This is a genomic window from Streptomyces sp. NPDC090077, assembly GCF_044747545.1.
Taxonomy (GTDB): domain Bacteria; phylum Actinomycetota; class Actinomycetes; order Streptomycetales; family Streptomycetaceae; genus Streptomyces.
The window spans coordinates 176,014-192,701 of record NZ_JBIVEG010000008.1 but is presented as its reverse complement, the minus strand read 5'-3'; the positions used below and the strand labels follow the sequence as shown (position 1 = coordinate 192,701).

Sequence of the window (16,688 nt, the reverse complement as noted above, 5' to 3'; positions counted from 1 at the left end):
CCCTCTCACACCCCAGCTCTTCTCGTCGCGCGCGGCCGCCGCCCCGGGGGGGGGGGGGGGGGCGCCGGGGGGCGGGGGGGGGGGGGGGGCCCCCCCCCCCCCCCCCCCGCTCCGGCGTGTCCGGGACCCGACGGCAAAGGATTTGGTCTAGACCTTGACAGGTCCAGACCAGTATCGGTTCAGTGGCGGTAGTTGTCGCCCCCCACCTCCCCGCGGCAATTCCCCCCACCCCTGGAGCACTTACGTGATACGCACGCTTCGCCACCGCGCCCTCTCGCTCGCCGTGGCCGCCGCCGCGACCCTCGGCCTGGCCGTCGCCCTGCCCGCCTCCCCCGCCGCCGCGGCCCCCGCCTGCGCCGGGGCCTGGAGCTCCTCCGCCGTGTACACCGGCGGCACGACCGCCTCGTACGGCGGCCGCAACTGGCAGGCCAAGTGGTGGACCCAGGGCGAGACGCCCGGCACCACCGGCCAGTGGGGCGTCTGGTCCGACCAGGGCGCCTGCGGCGGCGGGGGCCAGGACCCCGACCCCGGCAACCCCTCCGGCTTCGTGGTCAGCGAGGCCCAGTTCAACCAGATGTTCCCGAACCGGAACCCCTTCTACACCTACAACGGCCTGGTGGCGGCGCTCTCCGCGTACCCCGGCTTCGCCAACACCGGCGACGACACCGTCAAGCGGCGCGAGGCGGCGGCCTTCCTCGCGAACGTCTCGCACGAGACGGGCGGCCTAGTGTACATAGTGGAGCAGAACACCGCCAACTACCCGCACTACTGCGACGCCTCCCAGCCCTACGGCTGTCCCGCCGGCCAGGCCGCGTACTACGGCCGCGGCCCCATCCAGCTCAGCTGGAACTTCAACTACAAGGCGGCGGGCGACGCGCTCGGCATCAACCTGCTCGCCAACCCCTACCTGGTGGAGCAGGACCCGGCCGTCGCGATGAAGACGGCGCTCTGGTACTGGAACACCCAGAACGGCCCCGGCACGATGACCGCGCACGCCGCCATGGTCAACGGTGCGGGCTTCGGCGAGACGATCCGCTCCATCAACGGGGCCCTGGAGTGCAACGGCGGGAACCCGGCACAGGTGCAGAGCCGGGTGAGCAAGTACCAGAGCTTCACCCAGCTGCTGGGCGTCACCCCGGGGAACAACCTGGGCTGCTGACGGTGCGGAGGCCCCGGCTCACCGGCCGCGCAGCTCCGTGGCCAGCTGGGCGCGGGAGCGGACGTCGAGCTTCTGGTAGATCCGGGTGAGCCGGGCCTCCACCGTCTTGACGCTCAGGAACAGCTTCGCCGCCGCCTCCTGGTTGCTGGCTCCCCCCGCGACCAGCAGGGCGAGCCGGGCCTCCGCCTCGGTCAGGGCCGCCACCCCGGGGTGCGGGCCGCAGCTCTCGGGCGCGTTCTCCCGGGCCAGGTCCAGCCAGGGCCCGGCCCCGGCGGCCTCGAACAGGTCGGCGGCGGCCCGCAGGGCGGCGCGGGCGGGCGCCCGTCGGCGCCGCCTGCGTTCCACGCGGGCCAGCGCCAGCAGGGTGCGGCCGTGTTCGAGGGGCAGTCCGAAGGCGCCGAACCGCTCGGCGGTGGCCTCCAGCAGGGCGACGGCCGGCTCCGGTTCGCCCCGCGCGGACAGGCACAGCCCGCGGGCCCGGTCCAGGGCGGCGAGGACGGTGGTCCGGCCCAGGGAACGGGCGACCGGGGTGACCCGGTCCAGCAGCCCGGCGGCGTCTCCGGGCGCGTCGGCGGCCACCAGCGCCTCGGCGAGCTCCCCGTGCCAGCGCAGCACGGAGGGGTCCACCACCTGCTGGGCCTCCTCCAGGGCGGCGACCCGGCTCAGGGTGGCGACCGCCTTCGCGGCCTCCCCGGTGGCCAGTTCCACGGTGCCGAGCGCGTACAGGCCCCGGGACAGGAAGACCTGGTCACCCTCCTCCTCGGAGGCCCGGATGCCCCGGCGGGCGTAGGCGGCGGCGCGGGCGAAACTGCCGCCGGCGGCCTCGGCGGTGGCGGCCACGTACCAGGCCGGACCGGGTGAGAGGCCCGCCTCGATGGTGAGTTCCAGGGCGCGGCGGGCGTGCAGGGTCGCGCGTACGCAGTTCCCGCGGCGCAGTTCGGCCTCGGTCATGCTGCGCAGCACCTCGAAGACGTCTTCGGCGGAGCCGGTGCGCTGGACGGCGGGCAGCAGGACGAGGAGCTGGCGGCGGGCGTCGGCGAGCCGGTCGTCGAAGAGGGCGTGCCGGACGGCGAGGAACTGGGGGGCGTTGCGCATGCCGAGGGGGACCTCGGGGGCGGGCAGGGCGAGGGCCTCGGCCAGGATGTCCTCGGCGTCGGGGCAGCCGAGGATGCGGCCCATCCGGGCGCGGACGGTCAGGGCCATGGCTTCGGCGACCTGGTCCCCGCCGGCCTTCGCGAGCGCCCCGGCCTCGGCGGCGGCGTCCCGGGAGCGGACGGGGTCGCCGTCGCCGATGTTGTGCTTCCAGGCGATCCGCAGCTGGACGGCGGCCTGGAGCGCGGGGTCCCCGGCCGCGTCGGCGACGGCGTGGGCGATGGTCTCCTCCAGGTCGGCCAGGGCCTGCCCGGCGGCGTCGATCACCGCGAGCCGGGCCCGTACCCGCTGGGCGGGCGAGGCGTCGCGGGCGAGCACGGCACGGGTGGCGCGGCGGGCGAGGTCGGCGCGGCCGGCCCAGCCCGCGTCCTCGGCGGCGCAGACGAGCCGGGCGAGCTGCTCCTCGGGGAGGGCGGCGGGGGTGCGTTCGGCGGCGAGCAGCCCGAGTTCGGCGGCCAGGGCCCGCCGGCCCCGGCGGCGGCAGGCTCCGGCGGCGCGGGTGATCTCGGCGGCGAGGTCCGCGTCGGGGGTGTCGACGGCGAGCGCGCGGTGGCGTACGGACTCGACGGGGTCCTCGACGGCGGCGGCCAGCGCGGCGTGCCCGGCGGCCCGCTCGGGCCAGCCGGCGTCGGCGGCCAGTGCGGCCGGCAGGGCGCCGGCGGTGAAGGCGACGGCGCCGTCCTCGGCGACGGTGACCAGCCCGGCCCGCTCGGCCTGGGCGAGTTCCGCCTCGGCGTCGCGGCGTCCGGCCCGGCGCAGCAGCACGGTGGTGGGGCGGGCGGCGAGGGCGGCGAGCAGCAGGGTCGGGCGGGTCCGGGCGGGGGCGGCGGCGAGGAACCGGCGGGCGACCTCGCGGGCCTGGCCGGTGACGGGCAGGGTGTCCGCGTGGTGGGCGCCGACGCCCTGTCCGGCGGCGGCTTCGGCGAGGGAGTGGCCGAGGGCGAGGGCGAGGCGCGGGTTGCCGCCGCTGGCCTGGTGGATGCGGCCGGCGAGGCGGGCGGGCAGACCGTGGCGGAGCAGCAGTTCGGCGACCTCGTCGGCGCCGAGCGCGGGGACGTGGACGACGGGGGTGCCGGGGCCGCAGAGGGATTCGGCTACGGGTGCGTCCCGGACGCACTCGGCGGCGAGGACCCGGACCCGCGGCGGGGTCAGGCGCAGGACGAAGCGGAGCAGGTCGGTGCTCTCGGGGTCGAGCCACTGGGCGTTGTCGAGGACGAGCAGGAGGGGGCCGGAGGCTGCGAGGCCGCGGAGCACTTCGACGACGGCCAGGCGCAGGGCGACGTGGTCGCGGCCGGCGCGGGGGGCGTCGGCCTCGCGGCGGAGCAGGGCGATGGCGGTGCGCTGGGGTCCGGCGAGGCGGTCCAGGGCGGTGCGGGGGACGGAGGCGAGGAGGGCCGCGGCGGCGGCCTCGGGTATCTCGCGGTCGGCGGCCTCGGGGGCGAGGCGCAGGACGGTCTCGCGCCGCCGGCCGGCGGCGGCCGCGACGGCCCGGGCCACCTCGGTCTTCCCGGAGCCGGCGCATCCGGTGAGGACGGCGCGGCCGTGCGTGGTCAGCGCCCGGTCGACCGCCTCGATGAGTGCACCGTGTCCGACGTTGGTGTCAGCGTTCCCCGTCGCCGCCACGCACAGCCACCAGCCTTTCGCGCCCCTGCTCCTGTGCCCTTCCTGTGAGACGCGACAATACGAGGTCAGCCCCCCGACGGACCCGGATTGTGACGCAGAATTCAGTCAGGCGGCAGGAATGCGCGGCGGGTCTGCCGGTACGGGAGGTACCGGCAGACCCGCGCACTGGGTTGGTCCGTACCATCGGTCCGTCAGAACGGAGTTGGGGGGCTCCGCCGGGACCGGTGCGGGACCGGGATCAGAAGCCGAGGCTCCAGGAGTCGATCTTGCCGGTGTCGCCGCCGGCGTTGTCGTTCACACGGAGCTTCCAGGTGCCGTTCGCGACCTCGGAGGAGGCGTTGACGGTGTAGGTCTGGTTGATGTTGTCCGTGCTGCCGCCGGCCCGGTTGTGCAGGGTGTAGACGGTGCCGTCGGGGGCGACCAGGTCGACCTTCAGGTCACCGATGTAGGTGTGCGCGATGTTCACGCCCACCTTGAGGGCGGACGGGGCGTTGCCGGTCACGCCGGAGACGGTGATCGGGCTCTCCACCGTGGCGTTGTCGGCGATGGCGAAGTCGGCGGTGTTCTCGAAGGCCGGGGTGGGCTGGGTCGAGGTCACGGCGTTGACGGTCGCGGTGGCGTCGGCGAGGCCGGTGCCGCAGCCGCCGGTGCAGGTGCCGGCCAGCGGGCGGGCGTTGGCCTTGATGGCCGACTCGATCTGCGCCGGGGTCAGCGAGGGCTTGGCCGCGACGAGGAGGGCGGCGAGGCCCGCGACGTGCGGGGCGGCCATGCTGGTGCCCTGGTACGGCTTGTAGATCTCGGCGCCGGGGGTGGTGGTGCCGCCGTTCAGCGTCGACAGGATGCCGTTCTCGGGGGTGGTGACGGTGCCGGGCGTGTCGGTGGCGCGGCGGGTCTCACCGCCCGGGGCGGCGACGTCGATGATCGTGCCGTAGTTGGAGTAGAAGGAGCGGTCGCCGGTGCGGTTGCTGGCGGCCACGTTGATCACGTTGTTGCAGCTGGCGGGCGAGAAGCCGGCCGCGTCCGCGTTGCTGTTGCCGGCGGCGACCACGACGGTGGTGCCGCGGGCGACGGCCGCGTTGATGGCGTTCTGGTAGCTGGCGGTGCAGGCGCCGGAGCCGCCGAGGCTCATGTTGATGACCTTGGCGGGGGTGGCGTTCGCCGGGACGCCCGAGACGGTGCCGCCGGAGGCCCAGGTGATGGCGTCGACGATGTCCGAGGTGGCGCCGCCGCACTTGCCGAGCACGCGGACGGGCTGGATCTTGGCGTTGTACGCGATGCCCGCGACGCCCTTGCCGTTGTTGGTCGCGGCGGCGATGGTGCCCGCGACGTGCGTGCCGTGCCAGGAGGAGTCGCTGGCCTTCGAGCCGGTGCCGCACTCGCCGGCCGCGCTCCAGTCGCCCTGGTCCGCCGGGTTGTTGTCGCGGCCGTTGCCGTCACGGGCGGCGGTGGAGCTGCTGATGAAGTCGTAGCCGGCGACGATGTTCGGGGCCACGTCGGAGTGGGCCACGTAGCCGGTGTCGATCACGGCGACGGTGACGCCGGAGCCGGTGGTCTTGTCCCAGGCGGCGGGCACGTTCATGCCGGCGGTGGGCTCGAAGAGGTCCCACTGCTTGGCGTACTCGGTGTCGTCCGGGGTGGCCATGGCGTAGGCGCGGGAGTCCGGCTCGACGTAGGCGACGTCCGGGTCGGCACGGAACTGGTCCATCACCTTCGCGGCGTCGGCCGGGGCGGTCGCACCGCCCAGGTTGACGAGCGCGGCTCCGGTACCGAGGCGGCGGTCGAACTTGGCCTTCTTGCCGGCCTTCTGGCCCTTGGCGGCGGCGTCGTTCGCGGCCGCGTCGTTCGAGCTGGCCTCGGAAGCCGAGGACTTGTAGCCGACGATCAGGTTCTCGACGGGGGCGGCGGCGGGAGTGGCGGGGGCCGCCGCGGCGGGGAGGGTGGAGGCTGCCGGGTCGTTCGCGGGCGTCACGGCCACCGCGGCGGTGGCGGACCCTGCGAGCAGGGTGACGGACATGGCGACGACGGATATGAGCCGTCGACGGGGTGCGTGCACGTTGTTCCCCTTTACGGGCCGGTTCCGGGCAGGCCGGAGCGGCCGGTCGGTGCAGTGTGGGAGGTGGAACAGGCGGTGGCGGAACCCGGACGGGCTGGTCGAACCCGCCCCGGCACCGCCGCGCCACGTCGCCCGGCCGCAACGGCGGGGCTGGGCGACGGCGTACCCGGCGGTCAGCGCGTCCGCGGTCGTTTCACACCATGTGGGGTTGGTGCGGGGCCGCCCGGGGCGCGGAAGATCGCCGGTGGGCAGACAGTAGGCAACGCGGGAGTGAACCCGATACGGGGAAAACCCTTGTCCGGACCCTGTGGGGCCCCTCCCCCGCCCGGGGGTTACCGGGGGTCGGCTCCCTCCCCGGGGTCAGCGCGGGTTGAGCCTGCGGAAGTACGTCCAGCTGGACTCGTTGGGCTCGGCCCACTTCTCGGGCGCGCGGGCGAACTCCGGGTGGTGCGCGGCGATGTACGCACGGGTGCGCTCGGGCACCTCGGCGTAGGAGGCGAGCTTCACGCCCCGGCAGTGGAAGGCGAGGCCGCCGGGGCGCTGCCCCTGCTCCATCCAGGGCAGCCAGGGGGACATGCGGGTCCAGGACATGGTGGCGGGGACGCTCGGGGCGTCGCCGGCGAGGGCCGCGGCGGAGGTGAAGAACTGGAAGAGCTCCAGGGCCCGGTAGGTGTCGTCGGCGGAGTTCAGCGGGTAGTCGGCGACCGGCAGCGGGGAGGGGTAGGCGAGGGGGATTTCCAGGCTGAAGCAGACCTGGTCGCCCAGTTCGGTGCGCGGGACGGGGAAGGGCCGCCACCGCTGGTTGGCCGGATCGTTCCAGACGTGCACCACGGGCTTGTCCTGCCAGGTCTCCAGGATCTCCCGAGTGACGGGGTCGAGGTAGAAGGCGGCCTCGCGGGACAGCATCCGGTGGCCGCCGCCCTCCTCGTCGGCCTCCAGCCGGGCGGCGTTGAGGCCCTCGAAGCCGAAGAGGCGGCGGTAGGGCTCGCCGGGGGCCCAGGAGTGGATGTCGCCGGTCCACCAGAAGACCGTGTCCCCGCCGTCGAGGGAGGCGCGGGTACGGGCGAAGTCGCGCAGGAGCTCTTCCGGTGTCATACGAGAACTCTCGGGGCCGGGGCCCCGGCCGGACAAGCACCGGACGGGCCAACCTGGCGCTGCGCGGGGCCGGAACGGACGCCGGGCGGCGCGGGCCCCGGCAGGGACCCTCCCGGAGGCGGAACGGGCCGTTGCCCGGGCCGGGCGGCCCCGTGACCGGGCCGGGGCGCAGGCCGGGACGCGGACCGCGCGGCCCCGGCAGCGGGGCCCGACGGGCCCGGAAGGAGCCCGGACGGGGGCGAGGGGGCGCGGCCCGGGGCGGCGCCCGGTACCCGGTGCCCGGGGTGCCGGGCGGCAACGGTGCACACCTCCGAACCCGCGGCAGCGCCCTGGTGCGGACGCCCGGTTGACGGCCCGGCGCGGCAGCGGCGACCGTGGCCGTCATGGGGAACGGAAACCGCCTGCCGGCGCTGCTCGTCTGCCTGGTGCTGGGCCTCGGGCTGGCCGCCGCCGTGCTGGGCGCCTCCCGGGCGGCCGCCCCGCGCCACGCCTCCGCCGTCGGCGACCGCGTGGACCTCTCCGCCGTCGCGCCCGAGCCCGCTCCGCCGCCCGCCGGACCGGACGCCTCGACGGGCACGGTGACCGTGGACTGCGGGCGCAACGAGGAGGGCCACTGGAACGAGGACAACCTCGTGGTCTCGCCCGGACTGCCGTCGGGCGCCCACCACACCCACGCGTACGTGGGCAACCTGTCCACGGACGCCCTGTCCACCGACGCCTCGCTGGCCGCCGCCGCCACGAGCTGCACCGGCGGCGACCGTTCCTCGTACTACTGGCCGGTCCTGCGGCGCACCGACCGGCCGGGCGACCGCGCGCACGAGGGAGCCGCCGGGCACGGCAACACGGGGGAGATCCTGCGCGAGGCCTCCGTGCGGGTGGAGTTCCGCGGCAGCCCGGTCGGCAAGGTGGTGGCGATGCCCCGCTTCCTGCGTGCGATGACGGGCGACGCCGTCGCGTACACGGCCGCCACGGACGCCGGCGTCCGGGCCCGCTGGGGCTGTTCGGGCTCCCCCGGCCGGTCCACGACGGGCTACCCGCGCTGCCCGGCCGGCGAGCTGGTGACCCGTACGCTCGTCTTCCCCTCCTGCTGGAACGGGCTGGACACGGCCGCCGCCGACCACCGCTCCCACCTGGTGTTCCCCTCCGCCGGCGGAGTGTGCCCCTCGGGCACGTTCCCCGTGCCCGAGCTGCGGCTGTCGCTGGCCTACGCGGTGGCGCCGCAGGTGCCCATCGCCCTCGACTCCTTCCCCGAGCAGCGGCACAGCCCGAAGACCGACCACGCCATGTTCGTGGACGTGATGACCGACGGGCGGATGGGCGAACTGGTCGGCTGCCTCAACGAGGGCCGCACCTGCCGGATGTGAGTGACGCGGGTCACATGAACCGGTGGGCGCCCGCAGGCGTGTTCCGACCGCACGACGCAGAACGAGGCGGACGGAGAACCTGTATGCCTGGACCACTGTGGCCCCGCAGTCGGCGGGGCTCGACCGACGAGGCACTGATCAGGGCGGTGTACGAGGAGCACGGCAACGCCCTGCTGGCCTACGCGACCCGGCTGACCGGGGACCGGGCCGCCGCCGAGGACGTCGTCCAGGAGACCCTGATCCGGGCCTGGCGGCATTCCGAGGTCCTGGTGAACGGGAAGGGCTCGGTGCGCGGCTGGCTGCTCACCGTGACCCGCAACATCATCACGGACCGGTACCGCGCCAAGGCCGCACGGCCGCCGGAGGTCTCCGGTTCCGCGGCCGCTCCCCCCGTCGAGGGGGACCACGCGGACGCGGTGGTCGACACCATGACGGTGCTCGGCGCACTGGACCGGCTGTCGCCGGAACACCGGGACGTGCTGACGGAGTTGTACTACCGCCAGCACAGCGTGGCCGAGGCCGCGGACCGGCTCGGCATCCCGGCGGGCACGGTCAAGTCGCGCTCGCACTACGCGCTGAAGGCCCTGCGCGAGGTGTTCGGGGACGGCGCCGGTGACGGCGCCAGAAGGAGAGGAAACGGCCGGCCGCCCCAGCAGCCCGGCGGACTGCGGGAGGTGGTGGCGTGAACCGGCAGCGGCACGAGGAGGAACTGGAACTGCTCGGCCCGTACGTGCTCGGCGTCCTGGACGAGGAGGACGTGCGGCGGGTCGAGGAACACCTCGGCGACTGCGTGCGGTGCCGGGAGGAGGTGGCCGCGTTGCGCGAGATGGAGAGGGCCCTCGGGGAGGTGCCCGAGGAGGCCTTCCTCGACGGGCCCCCGCAGGGCGGGGACCTGATGCTCCAGCGGACCCTGCGGCAGGTGCGCGGGGAACGGGCGTCGGCCGCACGGTGGCGGACCGGCGTGGTCGGCCTGGCGGCGGCGGCCTCGCTGGCGGCCGTGTTCTGGGCCGGGGCCCGGGTGGGCGCGGACACCGGGAGCACCGGGGCGCTGCCCCCGCCGCCGTCGCCGACCGCGTCGGCGCTGCCCTCGCCGCCGGTGGCGGGGACCCGGGTGGCCTCCGCGACGGACGCGGGTACGGGCGCCCGGATGACCGTACAGCTGACGCCGGCCGCCAAGTGGGTGCGGCTGCACGCGGCGGTGACCGGGGTGCCGGCGGGCGAGCGGTGCCGTCTGGTGGTGGTCTCGCGGGACGGTACGCGCTCCACGGCCGGCGGCTGGGTGGTGGGCACGGCCGAGCACGGCGAGGGCAAGGGCGCGGCCCTGGACGGCTCCGCGGCAGTGGACCCCTCGGACGTCAAGGAGGTCCTGGTGGTGAACGAGGCGGGCCGGACCTTCGTGTCCGTGCCGGTGTAGGGGGTGGTACGGGGACCCGCGCGGGTCCCCGTACCGTCCCGTCACGGGTGGTGGAAGCGGACCTCGGGGGCGCCGGCGGACGGGCCGTCGAGGACCGGTGCGGGCTTCCCCTTCAGGTGCCGGTCGAAGAAGGCGGCGACGTAGGTCCGGGTCAGCTCGACGGCACGGGCGCCGGACAGCGGCGCGTCCGGGTGGGGCACGCCGAGCTGGTCGCGGATGGCGGGGAAGTCGGTGGGGCCGAAGTGGTCGGTGCCGTCGACGGTGATCCAGCGCTTCCAGCCGTCGAGGCGCGGCCACGCCCCGCCCCAGTCGCCGTTCGAGGAGCTCCCGGGCGCGCTGTCGGCCGCGCCGAACAACAGGAAGGGGCGGCCCCCGATACCGGCGGCCGGGTAGGGCGCGGGCAGGCCCCCGTCCAGGTCGGCGCCCGCGCGGATCCGCGGGTCGGCGGCCATGGCCTTCAGGGCGGCGCTGCCGCCGATGGAGTGGCCGCCCATGGCGATGCGCGTGGTGTCGATCAGCCCGGCGTGGCGCCACGCGGGGTGGCGGCCGGTGAGCCGGTCCAGGAGGAAGGACACGTCCTTGGCCCGGACGTCGGTGACGGCGTGGTGGCCGCCCGGGCCCTCGGCCGGTCCGCAGGCCAGGCAGGTCAGGATGCGGCCGCCGGGGAAGGCGGCGGCATCGCTCTCGTAGGCGTGGTCGACGGCGGCGACCACGTAGCCCCGGGAGGCCAGGTCCTCGGCGAGGGAGGTGAGGGTGGCGCGGGGCACGGTGAATCCGGGCGAGAGCACGATCAGCGGGTAGCGGCCCTGGACGGGCCGGGCGCCGACGCGGGCGTGGGCCCGGGTGGCGGCGAAGGCGGCGGGGTCGATGACCTTGTCGAGGCCCTTCGCGGTGAGGATGAGCCGGGCCTCCTCGGTGCTCAGGTAGGGCGCGGGGGCGCGGCCGGTACCGCGCTGTGCCGGATAGCGCAGGGTGACCATCAGCTCGCGGGGGCCGCTCTGCGCCCAGGGGTCGGTCCTGCTGCGGTCGGTCAGGTGGAGGTCCTCCTGGCCGACCGCGAACCGTCCTGTGGGCGCGGGCAGTTCGGGGGCCGCGGCCGTGCGGGCCCCGGCGGCCGCGGAAAGGGCGGAGGGGGCGGCGGATGCGGTGGAGGCCGCCGTCAGCGGGACGGCGAGCAGGAGGGCGCTTAAGGCCGCGGCGGCCGCGGTACGGCGTCTGATCTTCATGGACCCGACGCTAGGCGTGCCGCGGCCGCCCCCTCGTCGCCCCGCAGGCTGATCCACCGTCACCCCCCGGTCGCAGTCGGATGCTCCGCAGGTCGTACGGGTTGCCGCGGCGGGGGGCCGGTGCCCGGGAGCCGTCCGGCCCCGGGCACCGCCCTCGCGCACGGGCCGCTACGCGTGCAGCCGCACCGGGAGGTCGTGCAGGTCGTTCTGGGTGAGGACCGGCTTGTTGCGCAGTTCCCCGCGGGTGACGGCCAGGCTGAGCTCCGGGAAGCGGGCGTAGAGGGCCGGGAGGGCCACGAGGGCCTCCAGCCGGGACAGCGCCGCGCCGGGGCAGACGTGGGGGCCGTGGCCGAAGGCGATGTGCCGGTTGGGGGTGCGGGTGATGTCGAACCGGCCCGCGTCCTCGCCGTGCTGGGCCTCGTCGCGGCCGAGCGCGCCGAAGGAGACGATCAGCCCCTCGCCCGCCGGGAGGATCCGGTCCCCGACCTCGATGTCCTCGGTGGCGAAGCGGATCAGTACGTGCGAGGTGGGGGTGGACCAGCGCAGGGTCTCCTCGATGACGTTCTCCCAGGGCACCTCCCCCTTCAGGACGAGGGCCCGCTGCTCGGGGTGGGTCTCCAGGGCGACGACGGCGTTGACGATCAGGCTGATCGTGGTCTCGTGCCCGGCCGCGACCATCAGCTGGAGGGTGTTGGTGATCTCCTCGGTGCTGAGGTGGTCGCCGTCCTCGGAGGCGGCGATCAGCGCGCTGGTGAGGTCGTCGCCGGGGGTGGCCCGCTTGGACTCGACGATCCGGGAGAAGAGCGCGCCGAGGTCCGCCATCATCTGCGGGACCTCCTCGGGGAGGGTCTGCGTGGAGAAGAACTTCTCGAAGAGGGCCTTCAGGCGCGGGTGCTCGGCGGCGTCGACGCCCATCAGCTCGCTGATGACGTTCATCGGCAGCGGGTAGGCGAAGTGCGCCTTCAGGTCGACGGTCTCCCCGGCCGGGAGGGCGGCCAGCGCGTCGAGCGACCGGGTGGTGAGGGCTTCGATGCCGGCGCGCAGCTTCTCCACCCGGCGGGCGGTCAGGGCCTGGGCCACGAGGGTGCGCAGCCGGCGGTGCTCGTCGCCGTCGACGGTGAGCATGGAGCGGCCGGGGTTGGCGAGGCCTATCAGCGGCCAGTCGAGGGGGATCTCGCCGCGCTGCCAGGCGCCCCACACGTTGATGTCCTTGACGACGCGGGGGTCGGTGAGGAGCTTGCGGGCCTCGGCGTGGTGGGTGACGGCGTACACGGCGACGCCGCCGGGGAGGACGACACGGGCCAGCGGGCCGGCGGCGCGCAGGGCGGCGCTCTCGGCGTCGAGGTCGGTGACGAAGGGGTCGAGGGCGAGGGGGGCGGGGCCGGTGTGGTCGATCGGGCAGGTCACGGGGTGCCTCCAAGCGCGGGGGTCGGGGTGTAGGTCACGGGGAGTGCGCTGAGGCCGCGCAGCCAGGGCGAGGGGCGCCGGGTGAGTTCGGCGGCCGGGCCGGCGAGGTCGACGTCGGGGAGCCGGTCGAGGAGGACCTCGATGCCGGTCCGGGCGATGGCCTCGGCGACCTCCTGGGCCGGGAAGGGGCAGCGGTGTTCCCCGTGGCCGAAGGAGAAGAAGGCGTTGTTCCCGCCGGTGAGGGCGCCCGCGTCGGTGCGTACGTGCGGGTCCCCGTTGGCGGCGGCCAGGCCCAGCAGGACCAGGTCGCCGCGGCCGATGCGCCGGCCGCCGAGGTGGGTGTCCCGGGTGGTCCAGCGGCCGGCGACGTTCTGGGTCGGGGTGTCCTCCCAGAGCACTTCGTTCATGGCCTCTCCGACGCTGTGCCGGCCGCCCGCCAGGGAGGCGGCGAAGCGGTCGTCGGTGAGCATCAGGCGCAGCGAGTTGCCGATCCAGTCGGCGGTGGGCTGGTGGCCGGCGGCCATCATCACCATCAGGTCCTGGGCGATCTCGTCGACGGTGAACCCGGCGGTGTTGGCCAGCATCCGGGAGGCGACGTCGGGGCCGGGCTCGGCGGCCTTGGCGGCGAGGAGCGCGTACATGGACTCGGCGAGGTGGCGCTGGCCGTCGAGGGCGCCCTCCCGGCCGTTGATCATGTCGTTCATGGCGGTGACGAGGCCGGGGCCCTGCTCGTCGGAGAACCCGTAGATGCGGGCGAGGACGCGCAGGGGCAGGAGCATGGCGTACTCGCCGACGATGTCGCAGCTGCCCCTGGCGCAGAGGCCGTCGATGAGTTCGTCGGCGAAGCGCTCGGCGTGGCCCTTGAGTTCGAAGGGGTCGACGGATTCCAGCGCGTCGGAGATGACGGCGGCGCGCTGGCGGTGGCGTTCGCCGACGGTGTAGAGGATGGACGGCTGCTTGCGGCCGATCATCGGGAGCAGCGGCCAGTCGGCCGGGATGCGGTCCCACTGGTTCCACAGGTCGGAGTCGCGGGAGAAGAGCTGGGGGTCGCTGGTGACCTGGTGCAGTTCGCGGTAGCCGAGGACCAGCCAGGCCGGTACGTCGCCGTCGAGGACGACCGGGGCGACGGGGCCGTGGTCGCGGCGCATCTCGCGGTACAGCTCGACGGGGTCGCTCTGGAAGCGGGGGCCGCCGAGGTAGACGGGCTGCGGCTCGGGGGTGGTCACGGGGTGGGCTCCGGGATGGGGTGCGGGACGGCGGCCGGCCGGTCGGGCCGGTGGTGGTGGAGGTGCTGGAGGTGCTGCACCAGCGAGATGAGGACCTGCTTGCTGGAGGCGCGGGAGCGGGCGTCGCAGAACAGCAGGGGCACCTCGGAGGGGAGGTCGAGGGCGGTGCGGATCTGCTCGGGGGTGTGGGCGGGTCCGCCGAAGTCGTTGCAGGCGACGACGAAGGGCGTGCCGTGGTGTTCGAGGCGGTCGATGGCGTACCAGGAGTCCGCGAGGCGGCGGGTGTCGACGAGGACGACCGCGCCGAGGGTGCCGGAGAAGAGCCGGTCCCACAGGAACCAGAACCGCTCCTGGCCGGGGGCGCCGAACAGGTAGAGCACGTTGTGGGCGTCGAGGGTGATCCGGCCGAAGTCGAAGGCGACGGTGGTGGCGGTCTTGGCTCCGATGCCGTCGGTGTCGTCGACGGCCTCGCCCGCCTTGGTCATGGTTTCCTCGGTGTTCAGCGGACGGATCTCGCTGACCGAGCGGACCATGGTGGTCTTGCCGACGCCGAAGCCGCCCACGATCACGATCTTGAGACCGTTGTCGGCGGTGCTGCTGAGGTTCTGCCGGGGCTCGCCCGGGTCAGAGGTTGCGGAGTCCAACGAGCACCTGCTCCAGGATGTCGGGGTCGGGAAGGCGGTACGTCGTCACGCGCGGGTGCCGGGCGCTGATGCGCCCGGCTGCGAGGAGGTCGGCCAGCAGGATCCGTACGATCGATATGGGCAGGCCCAGTTCGGCCGCGACCTCCACGACGGCGGTCGGGTAGCGGCACATCCGCAGGATCGCCGCGTGCTCGGACTGGATGCCGGGGACCGGGTCGCACTCGGCGACGATCAGGGTCACCAGGTCGAAGGCGTCGCTCCCGGAGCTGCTGCGGCCGCCGGTGAGGGTGTACAGCCGGTCCGGGGAGTCGTCCCGGCCCGGCCTGACGCGGCTCAACCCCGGGGCCTGGCGATCAGATGCTCGCTCAGCTGCTCGACCAGCTCGGACATGTTGTGGCCGACGAGGCCCGCGTCGGCGTCCTCGGCGGCGACGAGGGCGAGGTGCGCGCCCTCGCCGGCCTCGACGATGAAGAGGATCCCGCCGTAGAACTCGGCCATGGCGGAGCGCACCCCGCCGGTGCCGTCCCCGAACTCGATGGACGCCCCGTGGGACAGGCTCTGGATGCCGGCCGAGATCGCGGCGAGCTGGTCGGCCTGGTCGACGGACAGCTCGGGGGTGCGGCACAGCTTGAGGCCGTCGCGGGAGAGCACGAGGGCGTGCCGGGCGCCGGGGGTCCGCTCCAGGAGTCCTTCCAGGAGCCAGCTGAGCGTCTCGTCGGTGGTGGGGCCGGTCATGGGGTGTCGTTGCCTTCCGGGTGCGGGGGGTTCGTGGGCTGCTGCGGCGCCGGGGCCGCGTTGCCGCGTACGGCTTGGCGGAAGCTGCCGAAGCGGGCGGCGGACCGGGAGGCGCCGCCGGCGGCCGGGGTACGGGCCGCCGCGCGCGCGGCGTCGGCGCCTTCGGGGTGGGCGGCGGCCAGGGTGCGGCCGCGGCGCCGCTGGGGCAGTCCGCTCTCGCCGAGCACCGGGTTCGAGCCGGTGGTCTCGGACTCCGGGGAGTCTACGGGGGTGTCGTGGACGGGCTCGGCCTCGGTCCGCGGCGCCGGTACGGCCGCCTTCGCGGCGGGGGCCGGGGCGGGCTCGGGGACCGTCAGGAGGGCCGGGGCGGGCACGGGTTCGGCCGGGGCGTGGCTGATCAGGTCTTCCGGGATCATCAGCAGCGCGCCGGTGCCGCCGCGCGCGGAGGGGCGGAAGGAGACGGTCAGGGCGTGCTTGCGGGCGAGGCGGCCGACGACGGCGAGGCCGAGGCGGGTGCCGGAGAGCCCGGCGAGGTCCAGGGACTCGGCGGTGACGGCCTGTTCGGCGCGGCGCAGCTGGACCTCGCTCATGACGAGGCCGCTGTCCTCGACGGTGATGACGACCCCGGCCGGGACCTCCTCCACGTAGACGTGGACCTCGGCGGTGGGCGGCGAGAAGTTCGCGGCGTTGTCGAGGAGTTCGGCCAGGGCGTGCATGACGCCCTCGGCGGCGTGCCCGGCGACGGCGGCCTCGCTGGTGGAGTGCAGCCGGACCCGCTGGTAGCCGCCGATGCGGCCCATGGCGCCGCGCAGGATGGACTCCATGACGATGGGCTTGGCCCAGCGGCGGCCGGAGCGGGCTCCGGTGAGGACGGCGATGGAGTCGGCGAGGCGGCCCGCCTGGGCGGTGCGGTGGTCGAGGTGGAGCAGGTCGCCGAGGACTTCCTCGTCGGCGTGCTTGTGCTCCATGTCCCGCAGGTCGGCCAGCATTCCGGTGGCGAGGGCCTGCATCCGGCCGGCCGCGTTGGCGGCGGCGGCCATGGCGGCGGCCCGGCCCGACTGGGCGCGGCGCAGCTCTGCGCCGAGGCGCTCGCGGGTGGCCTGCTGGGCGGCGGTGAGCCGGTCCAGTTCGGCGGCGTGGGCCGTGGTGAGGTGGCCCAGTTCGGCGGCGTGCGCCGTGGTGACGTGGTGGAGTTCGGCGGCGTGGGCCGTCGTCAGGTGCTCCACCTCGGCGATGTGGTCCCCGGTGAGCCGGTGGTGGTCCGCGGTGCGGGCCGCGGCGTCGCGGGCCCCATCGGCCGTCAGCCGGGCGATGTAGCCGTCACGGAGCTGGAGTTCACCGGTCAGGTGGGAGAGCCGGCCGCGTAGCTCGCGGGCGGTGCGCTCCCACCAGGTGACGGCGCCCGCGGCCACGGCGAGCAGCAGCGAGCCGGAGAAGGAGAACCACGCGAGGGGGGTCTGGACGGCCGTCGGGGCCGCGGCCACCGCCGCCGTGGACAGAGCACCCGCGGCCGCTGCGGTGACGAGCAGGGCGAGAGCGGAGGGGCGGAGGGGAGAGGGCGGCGCCGTCATCAATCAAGGCCTCAAACCG

At 75.1% G+C, this 16,688-nt stretch carries 14 protein-coding genes; 4 read left to right on the top strand and 10 right to left on the bottom strand.

The features are described 5' to 3' along the window. The first annotated feature begins 283 nt into the window (after window positions 1-283). Window positions 284-1,159 (top strand): glycoside hydrolase family 19 protein, encoded by an 876-nt coding sequence (locus tag ACIPW5_RS16475; RefSeq protein WP_401245366.1) that lies wholly within the window; start codon window positions 284-286, stop codon window positions 1,157-1,159. A gap of 18 nt (window positions 1,160-1,177) precedes the next feature. Here the strand turns inward: ACIPW5_RS16475 and ACIPW5_RS16470 are convergent, their stop codons facing one another. From ACIPW5_RS16470 to ACIPW5_RS16460, 3 genes are all read right to left on the bottom strand, one after another. Next, window positions 1,178-3,934, bottom strand: coding sequence for an AAA family ATPase (locus tag ACIPW5_RS16470; protein ID WP_401245183.1), 2,757 nt, complete (start codon window positions 3,932-3,934; stop codon window positions 1,178-1,180). Window positions 3,935-4,172: 238 nt separating this feature from the next. Beyond that, window positions 4,173-5,948, bottom strand: a complete 1,776-nt coding sequence (locus ACIPW5_RS16465) for a S8 family peptidase (RefSeq protein ID WP_401245364.1) — start codon at window positions 5,946-5,948, stop codon at window positions 4,173-4,175. Window positions 5,949-6,347: 399 nt separating this feature from the next. Then, on the bottom strand, window positions 6,348-7,082 hold the full coding sequence (locus ACIPW5_RS16460) for a DUF1838 family protein (protein WP_401245182.1): 735 nt from the start codon (window positions 7,080-7,082) through the stop codon (window positions 6,348-6,350). Between the two features lie 383 nt (window positions 7,083-7,465). Between ACIPW5_RS16460 and ACIPW5_RS16455 the strand changes: the two genes are divergently transcribed. From ACIPW5_RS16455 to ACIPW5_RS16445, 3 genes are all read left to right on the top strand, one after another. Further along, window positions 7,466-8,446, top strand: coding sequence for a DUF1996 domain-containing protein (locus ACIPW5_RS16455; protein ID WP_401245180.1), 981 nt, complete (start codon window positions 7,466-7,468; stop codon window positions 8,444-8,446). Window positions 8,447-8,529: 83 nt separating this feature from the next. Continuing rightward, window positions 8,530-9,132 (top strand): sigma-70 family RNA polymerase sigma factor, encoded by a 603-nt coding sequence (locus tag ACIPW5_RS16450; protein WP_401245179.1) that lies wholly within the window; start codon window positions 8,530-8,532, stop codon window positions 9,130-9,132. Next, entirely contained in the window at window positions 9,129-9,860 is a 732-nt protein-coding gene (locus ACIPW5_RS16445; protein ID WP_401245177.1) for a zf-HC2 domain-containing protein, read from the top strand. The genes ACIPW5_RS16450 and ACIPW5_RS16445 overlap by 4 nt, the downstream gene beginning before the upstream one ends. Window positions 9,861-9,901: 41 nt before the next feature. Here the strand turns inward: ACIPW5_RS16445 and ACIPW5_RS16440 are convergent, their stop codons facing one another. From ACIPW5_RS16440 to ACIPW5_RS16410, 7 genes are all read right to left on the bottom strand, one after another. After that, complete coding sequence (locus ACIPW5_RS16440) at window positions 9,902-11,086, bottom strand: alpha/beta hydrolase family protein (RefSeq protein ID WP_401245175.1); 1,185 nt, start codon at window positions 11,084-11,086, stop codon at window positions 9,902-9,904. A gap of 168 nt (window positions 11,087-11,254) precedes the next feature. Then, complete coding sequence (locus ACIPW5_RS16435; protein ID WP_401245173.1) at window positions 11,255-12,493, bottom strand: cytochrome P450; 1,239 nt, start codon at window positions 12,491-12,493, stop codon at window positions 11,255-11,257. After that, window positions 12,490-13,719 (bottom strand): cytochrome P450, encoded by a 1,230-nt coding sequence (locus ACIPW5_RS16430; RefSeq protein WP_401245171.1) that lies wholly within the window; start codon window positions 13,717-13,719, stop codon window positions 12,490-12,492. Before ACIPW5_RS16430 ends, ACIPW5_RS16435 begins: the two co-directional genes overlap by 4 nt. Next, window positions 13,716-14,363: a GTP-binding protein gene (locus tag ACIPW5_RS16425; RefSeq protein ID WP_401245169.1), complete on the bottom strand. Its 648-nt coding sequence runs from the start codon at window positions 14,361-14,363 to the stop codon at window positions 13,716-13,718. The genes ACIPW5_RS16430 and ACIPW5_RS16425 overlap by 4 nt, the downstream gene beginning before the upstream one ends. Further along, window positions 14,344-14,700, bottom strand: a complete 357-nt coding sequence (locus ACIPW5_RS16420) for a DUF742 domain-containing protein (RefSeq protein WP_401245167.1) — start codon at window positions 14,698-14,700, stop codon at window positions 14,344-14,346. The genes ACIPW5_RS16425 and ACIPW5_RS16420 overlap by 20 nt, the downstream gene beginning before the upstream one ends. Beyond that, entirely contained in the window at window positions 14,697-15,098 is a 402-nt protein-coding gene (locus tag ACIPW5_RS16415) for a roadblock/LC7 domain-containing protein (protein ID WP_125820074.1), read from the bottom strand. The genes ACIPW5_RS16420 and ACIPW5_RS16415 overlap by 4 nt, the downstream gene beginning before the upstream one ends. After that, the gene (locus tag ACIPW5_RS16410; protein WP_401245165.1) at window positions 15,095-16,669 is read right to left on the bottom strand and encodes a sensor histidine kinase; all 1,575 of its coding nucleotides are present in this window, start codon (window positions 16,667-16,669) and stop codon (window positions 15,095-15,097) included. Before ACIPW5_RS16410 ends, ACIPW5_RS16415 begins: the two co-directional genes overlap by 4 nt. Window positions 16,670-16,688: the final 19 nt, after the last annotated feature.